The organism is Parvibaculum sp., assembly GCF_039973015.1.
In the GTDB taxonomy this organism is placed as follows: domain Bacteria; phylum Pseudomonadota; class Alphaproteobacteria; order Parvibaculales; family Parvibaculaceae; genus Parvibaculum.
Map to the genome: position 1 here is coordinate 711,841 of NZ_JBDWLT010000008.1, position 19,436 is coordinate 731,276.

Annotated in this window: 18 protein-coding genes; 8 read left to right on the forward strand and 10 right to left on the reverse strand. The window is 61.0% G+C overall.

What is annotated here, in order from left to right:
• Positions 1 to 26 precede the first annotated feature (26 nt).
• The 4 genes from ABJO61_RS09505 to ABJO61_RS09520 form a co-directional block, all read right to left on the reverse strand.
• Positions 27 to 542, reverse strand: a complete 516-nt coding sequence (locus ABJO61_RS09505) for a PAS domain-containing protein (protein WP_348326896.1) — start codon at positions 540 to 542, stop codon at positions 27 to 29.
• Positions 543 to 634: 92 nt separating this feature from the next.
• On the reverse strand, positions 635 to 1,756 hold the full coding sequence (locus ABJO61_RS09510; RefSeq protein ID WP_348326899.1) for an alpha-hydroxy acid oxidase: 1,122 nt from the start codon (positions 1,754 to 1,756) through the stop codon (positions 635 to 637).
• A gap of 10 nt (positions 1,757 to 1,766) precedes the next feature.
• Positions 1,767 to 2,447, reverse strand: a complete 681-nt coding sequence (locus ABJO61_RS09515) for a Fe2+-dependent dioxygenase (protein WP_348326902.1) — start codon at positions 2,445 to 2,447, stop codon at positions 1,767 to 1,769.
• Positions 2,448 to 2,599: 152 nt separating this feature from the next.
• Entirely contained in the window at positions 2,600 to 4,924 is a 2,325-nt protein-coding gene (locus tag ABJO61_RS09520) for a TonB-dependent receptor (RefSeq protein ID WP_348326905.1), read from the reverse strand.
• Positions 4,925 to 5,299: 375 nt separating this feature from the next.
• On the opposite strand from ABJO61_RS09520, the gene exbB reads away from it, so the two are divergent.
• The 3 genes from exbB to ABJO61_RS09535 are packed head-to-tail and all read left to right on the forward strand — an operon-like array spanning position 5,300 to position 7,465.
• Positions 5,300 to 6,250: a tonB-system energizer ExbB gene (gene exbB, locus ABJO61_RS09525; protein ID WP_348326908.1), complete on the forward strand. Its 951-nt coding sequence runs from the start codon at positions 5,300 to 5,302 to the stop codon at positions 6,248 to 6,250.
• Positions 6,251 to 6,254: 4 nt separating this feature from the next.
• Positions 6,255 to 6,680 carry a TonB system transport protein ExbD gene (gene exbD, locus ABJO61_RS09530; RefSeq protein ID WP_348326911.1) on the forward strand — a complete coding sequence of 142 codons (426 nt, stop codon included), beginning with the start codon at positions 6,255 to 6,257 and terminating at the stop codon, positions 6,678 to 6,680.
• On the forward strand, positions 6,677 to 7,465 hold the full coding sequence (locus ABJO61_RS09535; RefSeq protein ID WP_348326914.1) for an energy transducer TonB: 789 nt from the start codon (positions 6,677 to 6,679) through the stop codon (positions 7,463 to 7,465). The genes exbD and ABJO61_RS09535 overlap by 4 nt, the downstream gene beginning before the upstream one ends.
• A gap of 31 nt (positions 7,466 to 7,496) precedes the next feature.
• On the opposite strand, the gene ABJO61_RS09540 is transcribed toward ABJO61_RS09535, so the two are convergent.
• A complete protein-coding gene (locus ABJO61_RS09540; RefSeq protein WP_348330928.1) occupies positions 7,497 to 8,234 on the reverse strand; it encodes an SDR family oxidoreductase in 738 nt (245 codons plus the stop codon).
• Between the two features lie 33 nt (positions 8,235 to 8,267).
• On the reverse strand, positions 8,268 to 9,302 hold the full coding sequence (locus ABJO61_RS09545; protein ID WP_348322854.1) for a phosphotransferase family protein: 1,035 nt from the start codon (positions 9,300 to 9,302) through the stop codon (positions 8,268 to 8,270).
• Positions 9,303 to 9,552: 250 nt separating this feature from the next.
• Between ABJO61_RS09545 and ABJO61_RS09550 the strand changes: the two genes are divergently transcribed.
• The 3 genes from ABJO61_RS09550 to ABJO61_RS09560 are packed head-to-tail and all read left to right on the forward strand — an operon-like array spanning position 9,553 to position 12,296.
• The gene (locus ABJO61_RS09550) at positions 9,553 to 10,806 is read left to right on the forward strand and encodes an FAD-dependent monooxygenase (RefSeq protein WP_348322855.1); all 1,254 of its coding nucleotides are present in this window, start codon (positions 9,553 to 9,555) and stop codon (positions 10,804 to 10,806) included.
• Entirely contained in the window at positions 10,803 to 11,177 is a 375-nt protein-coding gene (locus ABJO61_RS09555; RefSeq protein ID WP_348322856.1) for a nuclear transport factor 2 family protein, read from the forward strand. Before ABJO61_RS09550 ends, ABJO61_RS09555 begins: the two co-directional genes overlap by 4 nt.
• Positions 11,178 to 11,207: 30 nt before the next feature.
• Entirely contained in the window at positions 11,208 to 12,296 is a 1,089-nt protein-coding gene (locus ABJO61_RS09560; protein ID WP_348322857.1) for a phosphotransferase, read from the forward strand.
• A gap of 106 nt (positions 12,297 to 12,402) precedes the next feature.
• On the opposite strand, the gene ABJO61_RS09565 is transcribed toward ABJO61_RS09560, so the two are convergent.
• The 3 genes from ABJO61_RS09565 to ABJO61_RS09575 form a co-directional block, all read right to left on the reverse strand.
• On the reverse strand, positions 12,403 to 13,119 hold the full coding sequence (locus ABJO61_RS09565) for a hypothetical protein (RefSeq protein WP_348322858.1): 717 nt from the start codon (positions 13,117 to 13,119) through the stop codon (positions 12,403 to 12,405).
• Entirely contained in the window at positions 13,116 to 14,177 is a 1,062-nt protein-coding gene (locus tag ABJO61_RS09570) for a GSCFA domain-containing protein (protein WP_348322859.1), read from the reverse strand. Before ABJO61_RS09570 ends, ABJO61_RS09565 begins: the two co-directional genes overlap by 4 nt.
• 118 nt (positions 14,178 to 14,295) lie before the next feature.
• Complete coding sequence (locus tag ABJO61_RS09575; protein WP_348322860.1) at positions 14,296 to 15,273, reverse strand: nitronate monooxygenase family protein; 978 nt, start codon at positions 15,271 to 15,273, stop codon at positions 14,296 to 14,298.
• 637 nt (positions 15,274 to 15,910) lie between these two features.
• On the opposite strand from ABJO61_RS09575, the gene ABJO61_RS09580 reads away from it, so the two are divergent.
• Together ABJO61_RS09580 and ABJO61_RS09585 are read left to right on the forward strand one after the other, a co-directional pair.
• Positions 15,911 to 17,569, forward strand: coding sequence for a sulfatase (locus ABJO61_RS09580; RefSeq protein ID WP_348322861.1), 1,659 nt, complete (start codon positions 15,911 to 15,913; stop codon positions 17,567 to 17,569).
• Between the two features lie 164 nt (positions 17,570 to 17,733).
• Positions 17,734 to 18,861, forward strand: a complete 1,128-nt coding sequence (locus ABJO61_RS09585; protein ID WP_348322862.1) for a hypothetical protein — start codon at positions 17,734 to 17,736, stop codon at positions 18,859 to 18,861.
• Between the two features lie 144 nt (positions 18,862 to 19,005).
• Here the strand turns inward: ABJO61_RS09585 and ABJO61_RS09590 are convergent, their stop codons facing one another.
• Positions 19,006 to 19,359, reverse strand: coding sequence for a YbaN family protein (locus ABJO61_RS09590; RefSeq protein WP_348322863.1), 354 nt, complete (start codon positions 19,357 to 19,359; stop codon positions 19,006 to 19,008).
• Positions 19,360 to 19,436 lie beyond the last annotated feature (77 nt).

The following is a 19,436-nucleotide window of genomic DNA, read 5'->3' on the forward strand; positions in this document are numbered from 1 at the left end:
CGCGCGGGCGGCTTGACCAAGCGCACTCAGCCTGAGAGGGACGGCATCCCGAAATCGGAGAGAAGATAAAGAATGTCGATCTCGTCGCCTGTTCGGCTGAGCGGTGCGAGAAGCAGCTCGAAGGTAATGAAACTTCTGTCTTCATGAAGTACCTGCCCCGTCGCGCGCAAGGGGACGCCCGCCTCGACCATGGTGCGGGCCGCGCCATGCCAGCGCTCGAGAATTTCCGGCGGCAGAACGGTATGCAGTTCTTTTTTGTGGATCTGCCCGAAGACTTCCTCGAATTTCGCTCCGGCGAGACGGGGAAAGATACTGAAGACGCCATCTTGCGTCCGTATCTCGAAAAGCGAGAGGAAAGGAAGAAGCGAAACGATTTCCTCCGGGCGGATATCGGCAAGAAGCGGCATCTGCCGGCCCTCCGCCTGCTTGTTCCAATAGGCAAGGCCGTCAGCCAGCGCAGACGAACTGAATTCAAGCTCCGCATCCAGCGCAATGGGCGGCAATTCGATCGGTGCCGGTCTAGCGCCTCCAGAAACTGGCACTCCTACCCCCTCCTGCTTCCTTCCCTATGCAAAGCCTATATGGCGCAGCTGCACGGCAAAAGACAAATTTCAGGAAGGGCCGTAGCGGTGGATTACGCCTGTTCGTCTCGCCAGAGCAAAGCCTCCGTCACCTCTTCAAGACGGCGGCAGCCGGTGAGTGCCATGGCGACCTCAAGTTCGGCGCGCAGCATGTGGAGGAGATGGGCGACACCGGGCGCACCCGCAGCGGCAAGCGCGTGAATGACCGGACGGCCGATCATGACAGCTTTCGCACCGAGGGCGAGCGCCTTCAGAACATCCGTACCGCGGCGGATGCCGCCATCCATCAGCACGGGGACGCGGCCAGCAACGGCACGGACGACAGCGGGCAGCGCATCGATGGTGGCGGGAAGAGTGTCGAGCGTACGGCCGCCGTGATTGGATACGACAATACCGGCAGCGCCCGCCTCGACGGCGCGGGCGGCGTCGGCAGGATGAAGAATGCCTTTCAGGAGCACAGGGAGGCGTGTATTCGACAAGAGCCAGGCGATTTCCGCCCAGCCGGGCGCGGCGGTGGCGAGCGGCGAAGAGAAAATGGCGCTCTCGCCCGGGGCGGCGATGTGCGGCGGAAGCTGCGTCATGCCTTCAAGGTTCACAGGTGCAACGGAGGAAGGACGCACAAAGCCCGCGCGCTGCTCGTCATTGCGCAGGCCGCTGACCGGCGCATCCACGGTGACGACAAGCGCGCGGTAGCCCGCTTCTTCCGCGCGCCGGATCAAGGCCAGCGTGAATTCGCGGTCGGGCAGAATATGGAGCTGGAACCAGAGCGGACCGGGAGCGGCGGCCGCGATATCCTCGACCCTTGTACTCGCCTCCATGCTCACCACCATAGCGCCGCCCAGCGCGGAGGCTGCCATCGCCGTCGCGATCTCGCCATCGGGATGAGCGAGCTTCTGCAAGGCGACCGGCGCGACGAGAAGCGGATGGGCAAGCCGGGTGCCGAAGAGTTCCACGCCGGTATGGCCGCCCTCCAGTTCCGCGAGTACGCGCGGCGCGAGACGCAGACGGCGAAAGGCGGCGAGATTTTCCGTCAGGGTCAGGCCGTCCGCGGCCGCACCATTCAGATAGGCCCAGGCGCCCTCCTCTATCCGCTCACGCGCGGCCGCTTCGTAGTCAGCGGCGCAGACAATCGAAGGCGGAATGCGTTCCAGCGGCGGCTTCAGAAAATGGTTCATGGGAAGGCCGTCATGTGTTCGACCATTCGCGCAGCAGATTGTGATAGACGGCCATGAGCTTCGGCGCGGCATCGCTTTCGGAATTGTCCCGCCGCACATCTGCGATTGCACCGTCGAGTTCCCAGAGAAGAGCGCGGCGGCTGTCTTCGCGGACGAGGCTCTGCACCCAGAAGAAAGAAGCGAGGCGCACACCCTTCGTGACCGGCGTGACGCGATGCAGGCTGGTGCCCGGATAGAGGACCATGTGCCCGGCGGGCAGCTTCACCGTGTGGCTGCCATAGGTGTCCTCGACAACGAGTTCGCCGCCTTCGTATTCATCCGGCTCGCTGAAAAAAAGCGTGGCCGAAATGTCGGAGCGAATGCGGTGCGGTGTGCCGGGCACGGAGAAGATCGCGTTGTCGACATGATTGCCGTAGGTGCCCCCATCTTCATAGCGGTTGAAACGGGGCGGCAAGACCTTGAGCGGCAAGGCGGCGGCCAGGAAGCGGTCGTTCCTGCCGAGACAATCGAGGATGAGATCGCCAAGCTCGCGTACAAGCGGATCGCCGGGTGCAAGCTGCCTGTTCGCCTTGACGCGGGCCGCGAGGTCTCCCGCCGTTTCGCGCCCGTCCTGCCAGTCCGCCTTTTCCAGCGCCTCTCGGCAATGGCGCAGCTGATCCGGCGTCAGAAAATCGGGGATGGTGATCATCATGGGCGGGGCGCTCCCTGGTCCGCTTTCTCACATGTATAGAAGAGAGGAAGGCCTCGGGCCAGTTTCGAGGCGGACAAGAAAAAGTCCCGGCCGCGCGGGCCGGGACCGATTTTCGCAAGAGACCTGCATTCCCGAAAGAACCGGGCTTCTCCTCAGAAGGTGAAGCTGGTGGTGACGGTGAAGGTCCGGGGATTGCCGAGCATCACGCGACGGCCATTCCAGTTGGATGTCGAGACATAGGTCTTGTCGGCGATATTTTCGACGTTGAGACGGACTGCGACATTCTCCGTCACTTCGTAGGAAACCATCGCGTCGAAGACGGTATAGGCCGGCAGTTTGCCATATGTGCCGTTGGCGACGATGCGGAGCGCATCGTCCGGGCGGCCGAGCCAGGACGAGCCCACATATCGCGCACCACCACCCAGCGTCAGACCGACGGGGAAGCGATAGGTCATCCAGAGATTCGCCGTCACATTGGGCGTGAAGGCAAGTTCATCGCCATCCGATGTCGTGGCCGTGCCGTAATCGCCCGCGCGGTTACCCGCCGGGTCCAGGGGATCGAGGATGATGGAATCGATCAGCGCGGGATTGTCGAGCTGACGCTCGCTATCCATCAGAAGCAGCCCGCCATAGACGTTCCATTCCGGCGTGATCTGGCCCGCCGCGCCCAGTTCCAGACCCTGGACGACCTGATCCTGATAGCCGATCAAGGTGCCGCGCGGCGCAATCGGCACATCCTGCTTTTCCGTGTGGAAGAGCGAGGCCGTGAGCGAGAGCCTTTCGTCCAGCACATCCCACTTCGCGCCGACTTCATAGTTGACGGAGGTGACGGGGCCAACGCCGGGCACGAAGCCCGGAAAGGCATTGCCGCCCGTGCGCGAGATATCCGGGTTGGAGAGGAACGAGGTGTGCGGATCCTCGGCCATGCCCGCCGACACGTAGAAGCTGCCATTGGGGGCGGGCTTGTAGACGACCCCGACCTTGCCGCCGAAAAGCGTTTCGCTTTCCTCATAACGCGAGAAGCCGCCAATGCTTGCGTCGGAGGCGCTGACCTCCGCATCGTAGCGTTCGGCGCGCGCACCGCCCGTCACCTGCCATTGCGGGCTGAACTCGACCGTGTCGTAGACATAGGCCGCCACCGTCTTCACCTCGACCTCGTTCGTCGAGGCGGGCACGAAGGGCAAGGCTCCGGCGCGGTAGGGGTCCGGGTCATAGGCGCTGGTCGCACCGGCGACACCGTTGAAACGGCCGGCGGAGGACTCTTCCTTCGTCAGATCGATACCGGCGGAGAGGTGGTGCTTCAGCGATCCTGTCGCGAATTCATAAGACAGATTGGTGAGGTTCGAGAGCGTCTTGTTCTCGCGGTCGTAGAACAGCGTCTGCGTGTCGATCACGCCGCCGCCCGCATTGCCCGTCGGCGTCGTGAAGCGGGACTGCCGGTCCACGACCGAATAGCGCGTCTGGTTGCCGAGCGTCACGGCGGAGGAGAGGTCGTATTCGAAGCTGGCGAGGAACACATCGCTCGTCACATCGTCGAAGTCCGATGCAAGACCATAGAAGTTGTCGCGAGAAATGCCTGCCAGCGCGGGATCGAAGGCGGCCTGAGCATCCGGCGAGCCGGTTTCCGCAAATGCCGCGCCGGGCAGGCCCCAATCGGGGATGTCGTTGCGCTCGACATGCTCATAGGAAAAGACGGTGCGGAATTCCTCGCCAAGGCCGAAAGCAATGGAGGGCGCGAAGCCCCAGGCGTTCGCCTCCGCCATCTCGCGGCCCGGCACACCGCTATCCTCGATCAGCGCGTTGATGCGAACCGCGGTGCTGTCATCGATCTTCCGATTGACGTCGACGGTCGCGCGGCGGCGATCCTCGCTGTCATATTCATCGAAGCCATAGCTCACGTCGGCATTGGTGAAATCGCGAAGACCGGGCGTCTTGGTGACGATATTGACGTAGCCCCCGGCGCTGCCACGGCCATTATCCGCGGCCGGGCCCTTGAACACCTCGACATCCTCGATGTTGAAGGCGTCACGCGTATAGCTGCCGCTGTCACGCGAACCGTCGATGAAAATGTCGCCGCTCGCGTCGAAACCGCGGAGCTGGAAATTATTGGCGCTGGTGGCGAAACCGTTTTCACCGGCATTGAAGGAGATGCCGGGCGTATTGCGCAGAATTTCAGTCAGGTTGCGCGCGCCCTGCTCCTTGATGACCTGCTGAGGAATGACGTTCACCGTCTGCGGCGTGTCGAGAAGCGGCGCGGTCTGCTTGGCGGAGGAAAGGTGATCGGTCGTGTAGGCGTCGTCAGCCCCCCAAACCTCAAGCGGCGCCGTCACGACGGGCGCGACCGCTTCCTGCTCATCTGTCCCGGCCGTCTCCTGGGCGGCGGCCTGCGCCGGCACGAAGGCCGTAAGCGATACGGAAATGCCTGCGGCAAGCGCGAGCCGCGAGGCGGATGAAAGCAGGACAGTTTCATTCTTCATTGGTCTGGAAGCCCCCTTGGAATACAGAATGCAGTCTGAAGCGCGATGATAATGCGAACCGTTCCTAGCAGAGGGGTGGCGGAGTTCCATTCATATTTCTGTCTTATTGCGTATCATTCTTAAGTGTAGCATATGGGCCACACTCAAAGAGCAGGCCTGCTGCCGTACTCTGCGGCAACACGGCAAAACCGGCAGCGGGGCATTTTGTCTTATTGATAATTACTCGCAGATGTGGCCTATGGGGCCGCGAGGGAGGAGAGAGGTTTTCTGTCCGCCCCCTCCCGCCCCTCCCGCCCCCGGCGGGCCAGTTCAGGCGGAGCGGGAGCGCAGATCGCAGTGGCATGCCGACGGCGCCCAGATGAAAATGGTGACGATATGACTTACGATTTGGCGTTCGACCGGCTTGCGCCCCGGCTTGTCAGCTTCCTTGGCGCGGGCCTTGTCTGCCTGATGCTTGCGGGGCCCCTGCAGGCACAGGAAGCGCCGGCAAGCGGCATGGAGAGCGAAAGCACGACCGGCACGGCGCCCCTTGCCGATGAGGCCATCGGTATGGTCGAGGATGGCGCGCTCACGGAAGGTGCGGGCGAGGAGGGCTTCGCCATGACCGAGGCGGACGCAGAAGCGGAGCTTGCACTGCCGCACGATCTTTCGCCCTGGGGCATGTTCATGCAGGCGGACATCGTGGTGAAGGTCGTGATGATCGGCCTCGTCTTCGCCTCCTTCGTCACCTGGACGATCTGGTTTGCGAAGCGGATGGAGATTTCCGGTGCGCGCCGCCGCGCGAAGGCGGCGTTCCAGACGCTCGCCTCCGCCTCCTCGCTCGATGAAGCAAGCACCCGCCTTGCCAGGTCGAAAGGGCCGGTGATACTGCTCGCCGACGCCGCGATGCAGGAGGTGCAGGCCTCCGGCGACACCCCCGAGAAGGAAGGCGTGAAGGAGCGCATCGCATGGCGCTTCCAGCGCATCGAGGCGAATGCCGCGCGCGAAATCGGCATCGGCACGGGCGTCCTCGCGACCATCGGCGCGACGGCCCCCTTCGTCGGATTGTTCGGCACGGTCTGGGGCATCATGAACAGCTTCATCGGCATCGCGCAGACACAAACGACGAACCTCGCCGTCGTCGCGCCGGGCATTGCCGAAGCGCTGCTCGCGACGGGGCTCGGCCTTGTCGCCGCCATTCCCGCCGTTGTGATCTATAATTCTTTCTCGCGCTCCATCGCGGGCTATCGGGCGCTCGTTGCCGACAGCTCGGCGGAACTGCTGCGCCTCGTGAGCCGCGACCTTGACCTCGGCCGCCGCTCACGGCTGACCAAAGCGGCGGATTGATCCCATGGCCGTCCGTCTCGATCATGGCGACGACGATCTCGCCGAAGTGCATGAAATCAACGTCACGCCGTTCATCGACGTGATCCTGGTACTGCTGATCGTCTTCATGATCGCGGCACCGCTGGCGACGGTCGATGTGCCGGTGGATCTGCCATCGGCCAATGCCGAACCGCAGCCACGCCCCACGGAACCGCTCTATCTCTCAGTGAAAGCCGACCTCAGCCTGCTGATCGGTGACGAAGTGGTGGCAAAAGACGGGCTGCGCGCGGCCCTTGAGGAGCAGACGAGCGGCGACCGGGAACAGCGCATCTTCCTGCGCGCGGACAAGTCGGTCGATTACGGCGACCTCATGGAGGTGATGAATGGCCTGCGCAGCGCGGGCTATCTGAAGATCGCCCTTGTCAGCCTGGATTCCGCGGACGCGCCATGAGCATTGCCGGCCCCGAGGGGACCGATATTTCCTCTGGCGGAGCGGCGAGCCCGCCGGGCGAGGCCGGGTATACCGGTGTTGCTCCCGCGTGGCGCGGCGGCGCCATTTTCGCCATCGTCATTCATGCGGCTGTCGCCGGCGGCTTCGTTGCCTGGCAGTTCGGGCAGACGCCTCCCCCCGAAACGGCGGCAGCCATCACCATCGACCTTGCGCCGATGGTGAGTGCACCGCCCTTACCGGAGGTGAGCGCACCGGAAGGTCCGCAGGAAGAGGAAACGCCGCCCGAAGAGATCATCGAGCCGACGCCGCTGCCGGAACCGCCGCTGCCGCGCGAGGCCCTTCCCGAGCCCGAGAAAAAACCCGAGAAGAAGCCGGAAAAGAAGCCGATGAAAAAGGTCGTGAAGGAAACGACGGCGCCGCGCGCCCAGCCCCTGCCCGCGGCGAAGGAACTGGCCGCGCCCGTGAAGGCGGCGCCAAGCGCAGCGGAAGCGCGCGCCATGCCGACCTATGAACAGGCGCTGCTCGCACATCTCGAACGCTACAAGCGGTATCCCCGTTCGGCGCAGAGACGAGGACAGGAAGGCATCGTCTATGTGCGCTTCAAGATCGACAGGCAGGGCAAGCTGCTCTCGCACAGCCTTGAACGGACATCCGGCAGCTCGCAGCTCGACCGGGGCGGGATCGACACGGTAACGCGGGCCGACCCCTTTCCGCCGGTGCCGAAGGATATTTCACGCGACCCCTTCGAGGTGGTCGTGCCGATCCGCTTCAACATCGACCGTTGAGTACGCTCAATGTACCCCGCCACGGGCAACCTCACGACAGGATGAGACCGCCATCGACGATGAGCGTCTGGCCGTAGATATAGGAAGAGAGCGGCGAGGCGAGGAACAGCGCGGCACCTGCCATGTCTTCCGGCTTGCCGAGGCGGCCTGCCGGAATGCCGCGGATTGCCATTTCCCGGCGCTTCGGATCTTCCGTCGTCACTTTCGTGAGCTTCGTATCGACAAGGCCCGGCGCAATGCCATTCACGCGGATGCCATCGCTTGCCCATGCTTCGCCAAGCGTGCGCGTGAGGCCGACAGCGCCGGTCTTCGATGCGTTGTAGGCGGGGTTGCCGCGTGTCGCATGAAAGCCAGCGGTGGAACTGACCGTGATGAGCGAGCCTTTCGCGGCGGCCAGCATGTCGTGAAACTTGATGGCGCAGGCCATGAGACTGTTCAGGTTGACGTCCACGACCTTCTGGAAGCCATCCATTTTGAACTCGCCGCGCTTGTAGATGACAGTACCCTGGCAAAGCACGAGTACATCGAGCGAGGAGAAGGGCGGCGCATAGGCCTCGATCGCGTCGAAATCGGTGACGTCCATCTGCGCGTAGTGGAGGCCCGTCATGTCGGAGCCTTCGGTGCCCTCATAGTCCTTTGCGCTGACGCGCGTACCCCAGATGTGAGCTTCGGCGCCGCGCTCGCGAAAGGCATGGGCGATGCCGTTGCCGATACCGCTGGAGCCGCCGACGACGAGTATGCGCTTACCCGTGAAATCCATATCCTTCATCGCACTTCCCTCTCTCATTTTTCAGATTTTGTTTCAGCCAATCCAGCGAAGCGCCCGCTCGAAGAGGCCGACCGTGCTCGCATGGAGCTTGTCACCCGTTTCCTTCGGCGCCTTGCCTTCACAGGCGCGGGCATGTGTTCCCTCTAGGATGATGCCGAGCTTGTAGCAGGCGAGCACGCCGTACCATTCGATATTGCCCATGTCGCGCGAGGTGCGCGGGCGGTAATGCGCGACGAGTTCGTCCGCAGACGGAAAACCATCCCATGGACGGACGCCGACCGCACCCGCCGCGGGCCCGTCACCTTGCGGCCATGTAGCGAGAAGCCAGCCGAGATCGAGCAGCGGATCGCCGATGGTGGTGAGCTCCCAGTCGACGATGGCGGCGAGTTCCGGCCCGTCATGGCGGTACATGACGTTGGCGAGATGATAGTCGCCATGAATGATGCCGGGCTGGAAGGTGGAAGGACGATTATCCTCCAGCCATTTTGCGACCTTCGCGACACCCGGAATGCGCTGCGGTCCCGGCCATGACGGAAATTCGCGGTAGCTTTCGAGCTGGCCCTGCCAACGCGCAACCTGGCGCTTCAGGTAATTGTCCGGCTTGCCAAAACCGTCGAGCCCGGCCTTCTCGTAATCGATGGCGCCGAGCGCGGCGATGCCCTCGACCAGCGACAGCCCCATACGATGGCGAATGGCGGGATCGTTGCCGTGAAGCTCAGGGAGTGCGACCGTCGGATTGAAGCCGTCGACCGGTTCCATCAAGTAGAAAGCGGCGCCGATCACATCCTCTTCGGGACAAGCAGCGATGAGGCCCGGATGCGGCACATCGCTTCGCGCAAGTGCGGCCAGCATACGCGCCTCGCGGCGCATGGTTTCGTTTGAATTCTTGCGCAGATGCGGTGGCGGGCGGCGGAGCACATAAGGGCGGCCATTACGCGTGAAGCGGAGCAGAATGTTCTGCGTACCGCCGCCGAGAAGCGTTACGTCCTCAAGCGGACCGGAACCCAGTTCCTCGCCGTCCATCCAACGCGCGAGCGCGCCGAGATCGACCGGAATTTCTTTGGTCATTGCCTGTCACCTCCCCGGCATCGGCCGACCCGGATTTATCACAGGCGAATATGCTTCTCCACTGCGATAGAGGCCTGTGTGCGGATGCGCGCGGGAACGCTACGGAAAGGGGCGCGCGGAGAGACCGCGCCCGAGAAAAAGCAGCGCCGGTTGCGCAATGAATGCTTCGTAACGCTTGCGAATGATCACTTCGGCTTCCAACATCAGCAAAACAAATAAAGGAAATAGAAGAAAGAGGGAGGCCGCAATCATGTCGAAGAATTACGACCTCATCATCGTGGGTGGCGGCATAGGCGGATCGGCACTGGCCACGACCGTGGCAAAGGCGGGGCGCAACGTGCTGCTGCTCGAAAAAAGCGCCGTCTATGAAGATCATGTGCGCGGCGAGTGGATCGCGCCCTGGGGTGTCGCGGAGACGAAGCGGCTCGACTTCTACGATACGCTGGTGGCGGCAGGCGGACATCACGTCGCGCGGCATGTGACCTATGACGAGACGCGTGCGCCGGAAGAAGCGGACGCGATGCCGCTGCCGCTCGACATGTTCGTTCCCGATGTTCCGGGGCCGCTCTGCATCGGCCACCCAAAGCATTGCCAGACATTGTTCAACGAGGCGGTGCGCGCGGGCGCGACGGCGCTGCGCGGCGTCAACGTAACGAAGATCGAGACGGGAAAGAACCCGCGCATTGCGTATGAGCATGAAGGCGAGGCGCATGAAGCAACGGCGCGGCTCATCGCGGGGGCGGACGGGCGCGCCTCCGCGGTCCGCGCGGCATGCGCCATCGAACTTCACCAGGACAAGCCGCATCACATGTTCGGCGGGTTGCTCGTCGAAGGCGCGGATGGATGGGACGCCACGAAACAGGCAATCGGTACGGAAGGCGATTTTGCCTTTCTCGCCTTTCCGCAGGGTGATGGCCGCGTGCGCGTCTATGGCAGCTATTCGCTCAATGAGCGGCGGCGCTTCGCAGGGGAAGACGGACCACGCGCCTTTCTCGAAGCCTTTCGCATGAACTGCGCGCCCGACAACAAGTATCTTGCCGAGGCCAGACCCGCCGGGCCACTGCTCAGCTATTTCAACAATGATTCATGGACGGACGAGCCCTTCACAGAGGGCGCCGTGCTGATCGGCGATGCGGCGGGCTGGAACGACCCGATCAACGGGCTCGGTCTTTCGATCACCTATCGCGACGTGCGCATCGTGAGCGACCTCCTGAAGAAGAGTGACGAGTGGAGCCCTGCCCTCTTACAGCCTTACGCGGAAGAACGCTTTGAGCGGATGAGGCGCCTGCGTTTCGCAGGTCAATTACAGGCATCGCTCGATGCGGAGTTCGGCGAGGAAGCGCGCGAGCGCCGCCGGAACTATCACGAGCGGTCAGCGGCCGACCCGGCCATCGGCTCTCATGCCTTCGCGATCATGGCAGGACCGGAAACACTGCCGCCCGAAATGTTCACCGAAGAGCATCGCGCGCGAGTGCTCGGACTGGCGGCAGAGGAGAATGCATGATGAGCGTCGACATCGAAGACTTCAATGCACGCTGGCTTGCCAAATGGACCGAGAAAGATGTGCCGGGCCTTTTGCAATTCTATTCGGCGGATACGGTCTATCGCGATCCGCAGGTGCCGGACGGGCTCAAAGGCGAGGAGGCGCTCGGCGCCTATCTCAAGCAGCTTTTCGCGAACACGCCGCCCATGCATTACGAGCCGCATGAAACATGGAAGACGGCGAACGGCTTCTGCGGGCGCTGGTACTGCACAATTTCCGCGCCGGACGGCACGAAGAGCCTGATGCGCGGTTTCGACCTTGTCGTTCTTGAAGGCGACCGCATCAAGCTCAACGAAGTCTATGTGCATAATGTGACGAAGATACCCGACTGAGATCGGGACATAAGAACAAGGGAGAGAAGCATGGGAGAGACGCTCGACCTGCCGATACTGCCGTCGGCGGAAATCACGGCCGACTGGATGACCGCCGCGCTGCGCAAGGCTGGACACAATGTGACCGTTGCCGCGCTCACGGGAAAGCGCGTGGGCACAGGCCAAGTGGGTGAAAGCGTTCGCTTCACGCTCGACTATCAGGGCGACGCTGGCAATGCGCCACGCACGGTCGTTGGCAAGTTTCCCTCGTCCGATCCTGAAAGCCGGGCGACCGGCGTCAATTTCGGCAATTATATTCGCGAGGTGAACTTCTATCGCGAACTCGCCGACAGCGCGGGCGTGACGACGCCCGTCTGCCTTCATGCGGATGTCGAGCCGGAGACGAGCAACTTCGTGTTGCTGATGGAAGACCTCTCGCCCGCCGTTCCCGGCGACCAGATAAAGGGAACGACGGTGGCGGAAGCCGCGCTCGTGCTCGAAGAAGCGGCGAAGTTCCATGCCTCGCACTGGAATGACGACCGGATGGACGAAATTCCCTGGCTCTTCGAGACGAAGGCGTCGCCCAAGCGCACGCAGCCGGACCTCATCAACCAACTCTGGCAGGGTTTCCGCGAACGCTATGGCGACCGCATTCCTGCCGATTGCGTGGAAATCGGCGAGGCGATCACCCGGAACTACGAGTTCTTCAAGGACGGCTATCAGGGGCCGAAATGCCTCACCCATAACGACTTCCGGCCGGACAACATGATGTTCGGCACGGCGGAAGGCGGCTATCCCGTCGCCGTCGTCGACTGGCAATCAGTGGGCTATGGCTGCTGTATGGCGGACGTGTCGTATTTTCTGAGCGGCGCGCTGAAGCGGGAGGAGCGGATCGCGCATGGAAGTGAATTGCTGCGCACCTATCATCGCAGACTTGGTGAACTTGGCGTCACCGGCTACGCCTTCGAGGAGATGATGAAGCATTACGCGCTTTACAGCTTCTCGCTTTTCAACATGGCCTTTACCGCCTCGATGATCGTCGAGCGGACGGAGCGCGGCGACAACATGTTCTTCCAGATGCTGCGCGGCGGGGCGGACCATGCTCTCGATACGGGGGCGATGGATCTGCTGCCGAAATAGGCGGGTTTTCTGAACGCCACGGGCCAATTTCGTGGTAGTACGCGACAATCCCTACAAAGGAGCCAAGCTGTAGCTCCGGCCGATCAATATTCCGCGATATTGCGGGCTATTCTTCGGTGCGCTCTACCCCCAGTTCGGCAAAGAACTTCCTCAACCAAAGCTCCCCGAACTCATCATTCATGTGGTTCACGTCTTCCTCCGGATGCGGATCGTCATCAATTGCATTGCCGACGGCCAGTCTCCTTGAGCCTATGGTGTATTTCAGGTCCGTCGCGTTTCCGTTGACAATCGTTTCGGCAGGCTGGGAAATCATGTGCACATTCATTGGTGCAAACATGGTCTCGTTAAGAAGCGCCATTCCTTTTGTGTAAGAATCAAGATTCTGATTTTCAGATATTCTTTCTTCCGCACTCAATGGCCTGTGCCCAATGTAGACGGGTATATCCGACAGACGGCGGATCATGGTTGCCAGTCTGAAGTGGAGCCTCCCCCGCACGAGATCTTCCATCACCCGCCGTATGCACTGAGCGGAATAAAAATTCTCAAGGGGGAAAAAGAACGGCTGGCCCTGAACTCCATAAATGAGAACCACATCGTGCTTCGTGGGGTCGAAACCAGTGTGACCTCTGGATATGAATTTGATGGAATTCAACACTTTCTTGTCCGTGGGCACAATTCTGCGTCCGCGAACCTTAAGGTGTCCAAGACCTCCACCCTTGGCTCCAAAGAAGACAATTTCGACCGAAGCATATTCTTCAGAGATTCGATCCCAAGCCCGCTTCAAACTTCCGATATGACTGTTCCCAATAACAGCCAGCCTCATGAGCGCCTCCCGAATGCGTCGAGTAATTCCTCTTCGCAAACTTCATCCGCGCGCTTTTCTTTTGCCGGTTTCTGCCGCTTTCGCGCCCTCCCCTTCTGGTTTTTCCCGATTTTTTCTTCGAAGGCATCGAAGAAGTGGCTCATGACGAAGTCCACACCGAAGGCCGTGACATTTCGCTGATTGGGTTCGAAAAAAGATCCCCGGAAGGTCGGGCTATTTATGATTTCGAAGGAGGGAAAATAGTCCACGAAGTCGCGCTCCGCTGCGATGTCCCCTGCCACCGCGCGCAACACCGATTTAGAATAGGTGGTTGCAACAAGCACATGTTTTCCAGAGCAGGTCGCCGTAAGCGGGACGGGGGAAACCGTCAGCAGGAATTTCAGATCCGGGTTCACCTGCCGCATCATTTCGATCGACGCCACGAGGTTTTCACGAATGACCGGGAACGACTGGTTCTCGAACAGATGCCGAGACTCGTCGAACTCACCAGCGACCGTACCCGGGCACATAGGGTATTCGTATCCGCCCGTCGCGTTGACCCAACTCTCAGTCAAACCCAGCGTAAAAACGAAACACTTCGACCTCTTGATGCATTCGCAAAAAGCATCAATTGCGACTTGCCGGGACTTTTCCATTTCATCGCGGGACTCAAACCCGTCCCGTTCGACGGCGGGCCGGAACGGGTCGTAGTATCTGCCCGAGGCCTCCCAGCATTCGTCCGGTGGCGCTTTTCCCTCGAGCGCCCATGACGTCCACTGCCTGAGAAGCGACGTCGTATATATATTGCCGGTGCGGCAGGAGAAAACTTCGTAGTTGAACTCCTGCGCGCTTCCGGGTTTCATTCCCAGCGGAGAATGTTCCGTTATCAACCAGTTGAAGTCTCGCGCCTTGAGCGCCTTTCCAATGTGCTGCGCGAAGCAGGAGCCAAATGTCGCGACCGGCATCTTCGGCCTCAATGCAAACTTTGGCTGCCAGAGTTCGTCGATCTGGAACATCGAACGGTCGGCAATAGCCGGCCGCCAGAATGCCTTATCCGGAAGTCTTTCATAGGGATTCATAGCCCGCTCCATCCGCTCCCCGGTCATCGCGGATCACGGTACCCCCCGGAACGCAAAGAAGAAAGCCGCCAGGCACACAAGCACCCAGCGGCTTTTCGAACTCGTCATCACATGCAGCTTATGCCGCGAGGAGTCCTTCGAGGCGCTTGCGGATGATGGTCTCGGCTTCCGACATCAGCCGGTCAATCAGCTCCTTGCAGGTCGGGATGTCGTGGATGAGGCCGGCGACCATGCCGCAGCTCCATGCGCCCGCATCCATGTCGCCTTCCTGCATGACGCGCGGATAGACGCCGCCCACCAATTCGCGAATGTCCTCAATGCCGAGGCTCGCACCCTTCTCGCGCTCGATCTCGACGATCTTCTCGACCGCCGGATTGGTCAGGACGCGCTCCGTATTGCGCAGCGGGCGCATGATGAGGCGGGTGTCGAGTTCGCTTGCGGCGATGAGCGCCTTCTTCACATTTTCATGAACGGGCGCTTCCTTCGTGGCGATGAAGCGCGTGCCCATGTTGATGCCGTCGGCGCCGAGAGCGAGGGCCGCAACAAGCTGCGAGGCCGTGCCCATGCCGCCGGAAGCGACGAAGGGGATTTTCAGCTCTTCGGCCGCGCGAGGCAGCAGGATCATGTTGGGAATATCGTCCTCTCCCGGATGACCACCGCATTCGAAACCGTCAACGCTCACCGCATCGCAGCCGATGCGCTCGGCCTTCAGCGAATGGCGAACGGAGGTGCATTTATGGATGACCTTGATGCCGCCTTCCTTGAGCGCGGGCATATAGGCCTCGGGGCTGCGGCCCGCCGTTTCCACAACCTTCACGCCGCCTTCGATGATCGCCTGGATATATTCAGGGTAAGGCGGATTGGTGAAGCCCGGCAGGAAGGTGAGGTTCACGCCGAATGGCTTGTCCGTCATATCGTTGCACTTCGCGATTTCCTTCGCGAGGGCTTCCGGCGTCGGCTGGGTGAGACCGGTGATGATGCCAAGGCCGCCCGCATTCGAAACGGCGGCGGCCATCTCCGCGAGGCCGACGAAATGCATGCCACCCTGGATGACAGGATGCTGGATGCCGAAAAGTTCCGTGATGCGCGTCTTCATGTAGGACGTCTCCCGAGTGTCTGTTCTTGCCGGCCCGCGGCGCGGCTGCATGTTCCTGCCCGGCAGGATAGCCTTATCGGCGGGCTTTCGGAACTCACTCCGGGGGGAAAGCCCGTTCAGATGCGAACAGCCGGTTGAGCCTTTGCTGACGGGAAAGGTCAGGCATCCTCAAGCTCTAGCTCGCGCGCCGGTGCGGCAAGCGGCGGTGCATCATGGATGAATCCGTAGCGGACGGCTGTGGTTTCGAGCGGCAGAAACAGAAACACTCATGCAGCATCTCGACCTTGCAATGCTCAGCGCATAGGTCACTTCAGGGATGCCGATGGTGGCCGAGCCCGATGCCAGATATCGGCGCAGTTGATGTTCTGATCTTTAGCTCGCCTCAAGACTCGTCTTCGCATCCTTGCAGCAATTGCATTTGAAATTGGCCGCGGCAGCCGGCGTCGCCCGTCCAATTAATTGACGCATAAAGCGTCAAATTACCCCTCCTCACACATAGATTTCGGGTTGCGATTTCAGGCTGCGGCCTTTCGCGAAGCAAAGCAAATGCCCGAAAAGGTCATGACCAGCTCGCTTGACGCTACATTCTTGTGTCATTAATCATGTCAAAAGTCCAAAGGAACAGGGGGGACGTGCCTTGAAGAAGTGGCAGATTTACTCGCTCGCAGCCGCCGTCATCGTCGCGGGGCTTGCGGGCACAGCCTATGCCTTCCGCAAGGATATCGTTCTCTATGCGGTGGCGACACGCGCGCGCGACGCAACGAATGTGGCGCCCAACCGCGAGATCATCTGGGAGAAGGGGCCCGAGGCGGCTAGCGTCCCGGCAGGCAAACGCCCGCCCAACATCGTCGTCATCCTCGCCGATGATCTCGGCTTCAACGATATCAGCTATTTCGGCGGCGGCCTCATCGAGACGCCGAACATCGACGCGCTTGCGAAAACCGGCGCAAATTTTTCTCATGCCTATGCAGGCACGGCTGCCTGCGCGCCATCGCGCGCGATGATCATGACCGGGCGCTACGGCACACGCACCGGGTTCGAATTCACGCCGACACCGCCCGGCATGACGACGATCGTCGACCTGTTCTACAATGACGGCACGCGCCCGCACGAGATGATCTTCGACAAGCAAGCGGCGGAGAATGCACCGCCCTTCAGGGAACAAGGCTTGCCGGGGTCCGAGATCACACTGGCCGAAGCATTGAAGCCGCAGGGCTATCACACAATGCATATCGGCAAGTGGCACCTCGGAAATTCACCGGAGTTCATTCCCAATGCCCAGGGCTTCGATGAAAGCGTGATGCTGGAAAGCGGGCTCTTTCTGCCCGAAGACAGCCCCGTTGTGGTCAACGCAAAACTTCCTTTCGACCCGTTCGACCAGTTTCTCTGGGCGCGTATGCAATATGCCACGTCCTACAATGGTGGTGAATGGTTCGAGCCGGAAGGATATCTCACCGACTTTTATACGGATGAAGCGGTGAAGGCGATTGAAGCGAACCGCAACCGGCCTTTCTTCCTCTATCTTGCCCATTGGGCTGTACACACGCCCCTGCAAGCCTCCAGGGCGGATTACGACGCGCTTTCGGAAATCGAGAATGAGCGCGAGCGGGTCTATGCGGCAATGATCCGTGCGCTGGACCGCAGCGTCGGCCGCGTGATGGAGGCGTTAAAGCAAAACGGCCTTGAGGAAAACACCATCGTTATCTTCTCCAGCGACAATGGAGGACCGGGCTATATCGGTATTCCAGACGTGAACAAGCCCTATCGCGGCTGGAAGCTCACCTATTTCGAGGGTGGTATTCGTGTGCCCTTCTTCGTGCGGTGGCCGGGCAAGATCGAACCGGGCACGGAACAGGACATGCCGGTCGCGCATCTCGACATCTTCCCGACGCTAGTCGCTGCCGCCGGTGCGCCACTGCCGGCCGACCGCGTGATCGACGGCATCGACATCCTGCCTTATGCGACAGACACCGCGAGCGAGCCCGCACCTGAGCGCCCGATCTTCTGGCGCGACGGGCACTACCATGCCGTGCGCATGAACGGCTGGAAGCTTCAGTACCTCGCACGTCCGGACAAGGTCTGGCTCTTCAACCTGAACGAAGACCCAACCGAACAGCACAATCTCGCAAAAGAAAATCCGGAGAAAGTAGCGGAACTGAAAGCGTTGATCGAAGCGCATGACGCAACGCAGCGCGAGCCTCTTTTTCCCGCTGTCGCGGAAATGCCGGTCACGATCGACAAGACGCTTGAAGAGGAGACGACGCCGGAAGACGAATATATCTACTGGCCGGGCTGACGGGGGAGGCGATCGGCAAACTGGACAGTTGCAGCGCCCTCAGACGGGGCACAGGTGGCGGTCATGCGACCTTGCGCGTTTCACATTCATTTCAATGTTGAACGATGCAGGCCAAGCGGCGACACTGACGCCGACGGCCGGTGCGCGCCAGGGATGCGAGACAGATGGAACTCATTCTGCATATTGGCGACGGCAAGTGCGGAACCTCGTCGGTCCAGTCCAGCCTTTTCGACGCGCGAGACGCACTGCGCGGAGCGGGCATACTCTATCATCCCGTCACACGGATAAACGGTCATTTTCATTACCGTCTGCTCTGGGGTGCCTCCACGAGAGGCAATGACTCCAACAGAACAGGCAAGGTGAAGAAAAACCGGGCGGAGACTACCCGCCTGATCGAGGAAGCGAGGCCCCGCTTCCTGCTCCTGTCCGCAGAATCTTTTTTCTATGCGCCGCCCCGCATCGTTCTCGACCTTTTTTCAGGCATGCCGCAGCCGGTCGAGAAGATTCACGTCATTGGCTATATCCGCAATCCAGTCGAACATTTTCTGTCGTTGCTTCAACAGAAGCTGAAAGGTTCGCACAAGCTTCTGAACCCGGAAAAGTACAAGCGCAATTTCCTCGCTGCGCTCGATCGCTGGCAAAAGCAGCCTGATGTGAACAGCCTGACGGTCCGAAATTTCGACCGGCGATATCTGAGCGGCGGATCGGTGGTTTCCGACTTTCAGAACGTCATTCGTGACATCACGAACATCCCGATCGACCTTGCCGATCGCGTGGAAAATTCAACGCTTTCCGCAGAACAGATGATCGTGCTGCACGAGCTCAGAAAAGATCGCCTTGCAGATTTCGATGGAAAATTTCATCCCTTGTCGCACAGCTTGATCGGCTTCTTCCGCGACCTGAACCGGCATGAAGGTTTGATCGGCACGAAGCCGGGGCTCCGACGCAGCGTCGAAGATATCCTCCACGAGAAGCATCATGAAGATGCGGTGGAGATCGAGGCGAGATTTCCAGAGACCCTCTTCACATCGTCCTGCCGGCTCAAGCCGCGCACGGGAGACATTCTCCCCGATTATCCGGGTGGCTTCTCGGACATCAGAAACATCATTTCAGGGTTTGACGAGGGCATTGCCGAGGCGTTGCGCACCGTCGTCCCGGGGGCCAGCGCCGCGAACCACGACATCTGGGCGGCCAGAGCGGAGCGCAATCTGGAGGCGCTGAAGGTGAGCGGGGAAGCGATAGAGCTTTTCAGAAAATATGCCGGAAAGCTTCACGCCGAAGTTCACCCGTGAGGGAACGGCGAGAGAGGCTGCGAAACACGACCGATCCGATTGTGAAGACTATCGTGCACTTCAGGATGTGCATTGATTGTTCTTTGTCCGGCACCGAAACGGCGGAACGTGTTTCCGTTCATTGGCATAGAGCGTCGAAGCCCCTCACCTCTCCGGCCTCGTCCATATCCAGCTTCCCCCAATCAGTGCTGCCGCCACCGGCGCCAGCGACCAGGGCAGCGGCGCGAACAGGAGCGCGATGGCAATGCTGATCGCGAAGGCGGCGAGTGCCGCCTGTTTGCCCTTCCGTGAAATCGCACCCCGTTCCCGCCACAGCCGGATGTGAACGCCGAATCTTGGATGATCCAGAAGCCGCTGCTCCAGCGCCTCGTTGCTGCGCGCAAAACAGAACGCGGCAAGAATGAGAAACGGCACCGTCGGCAGGAGCGGCAGAACCGCACCTATTCCACCCAGCCCGAGCGCGATGAATCCGGCAATCAGATACAGTGTTCTGGACAACGGAAACTCCGCATGACGGCGGTCCGCACGGAGAAACGGCACACCCGTTCGAACTCTTTTTCATGGAGAAGGTGCCC

Bases quoted from the DNA above. Each gene is read 5' to 3' on its own strand.
- ABJO61_RS09510 (WP_348326899.1), bottom strand. From the start codon at position 1,756: ATGAACCATTTTCTGAAGCCGCCGCTGGAACGCATTCCGCCTTCGATT.
- ABJO61_RS09515 (WP_348326902.1), bottom strand. From the start codon at position 2,447: ATGATGATCACCATCCCCGATTTTCTGACGCCGGATCAGCTGCGCCAT.
- ABJO61_RS09520 (WP_348326905.1), bottom strand. From the start codon at position 4,924: ATGAAGAATGAAACTGTCCTGCTTTCATCCGCCTCGCGGCTCGCGCTT.
- exbB (WP_348326908.1), top strand. From the start codon at position 5,300: ATGACTTACGATTTGGCGTTCGACCGGCTTGCGCCCCGGCTTGTCAGC.
- exbD (WP_348326911.1), top strand. From the start codon at position 6,255: ATGGCCGTCCGTCTCGATCATGGCGACGACGATCTCGCCGAAGTGCAT.
- ABJO61_RS09535 (WP_348326914.1), top strand. From the start codon at position 6,677: ATGAGCATTGCCGGCCCCGAGGGGACCGATATTTCCTCTGGCGGAGCG.
- ABJO61_RS09540 (WP_348330928.1), bottom strand. From the start codon at position 8,234: ATGAAGGATATGGATTTCACGGGTAAGCGCATACTCGTCGTCGGCGGC.
- ABJO61_RS09545 (WP_348322854.1), bottom strand. From the start codon at position 9,302: ATGACCAAAGAAATTCCGGTCGATCTCGGCGCGCTCGCGCGTTGGATG.
- ABJO61_RS09550 (WP_348322855.1), top strand. From the start codon at position 9,553: ATGTCGAAGAATTACGACCTCATCATCGTGGGTGGCGGCATAGGCGGA.
- ABJO61_RS09555 (WP_348322856.1), top strand. From the start codon at position 10,803: ATGATGAGCGTCGACATCGAAGACTTCAATGCACGCTGGCTTGCCAAA.
- ABJO61_RS09560 (WP_348322857.1), top strand. From the start codon at position 11,208: ATGGGAGAGACGCTCGACCTGCCGATACTGCCGTCGGCGGAAATCACG.
- ABJO61_RS09565 (WP_348322858.1), bottom strand. From the start codon at position 13,119: ATGAGGCTGGCTGTTATTGGGAACAGTCATATCGGAAGTTTGAAGCGG.
- ABJO61_RS09570 (WP_348322859.1), bottom strand. From the start codon at position 14,177: ATGAATCCCTATGAAAGACTTCCGGATAAGGCATTCTGGCGGCCGGCT.
- ABJO61_RS09575 (WP_348322860.1), bottom strand. From the start codon at position 15,273: ATGAAGACGCGCATCACGGAACTTTTCGGCATCCAGCATCCTGTCATC.
- ABJO61_RS09585 (WP_348322862.1), top strand. From the start codon at position 17,734: ATGGAACTCATTCTGCATATTGGCGACGGCAAGTGCGGAACCTCGTCG.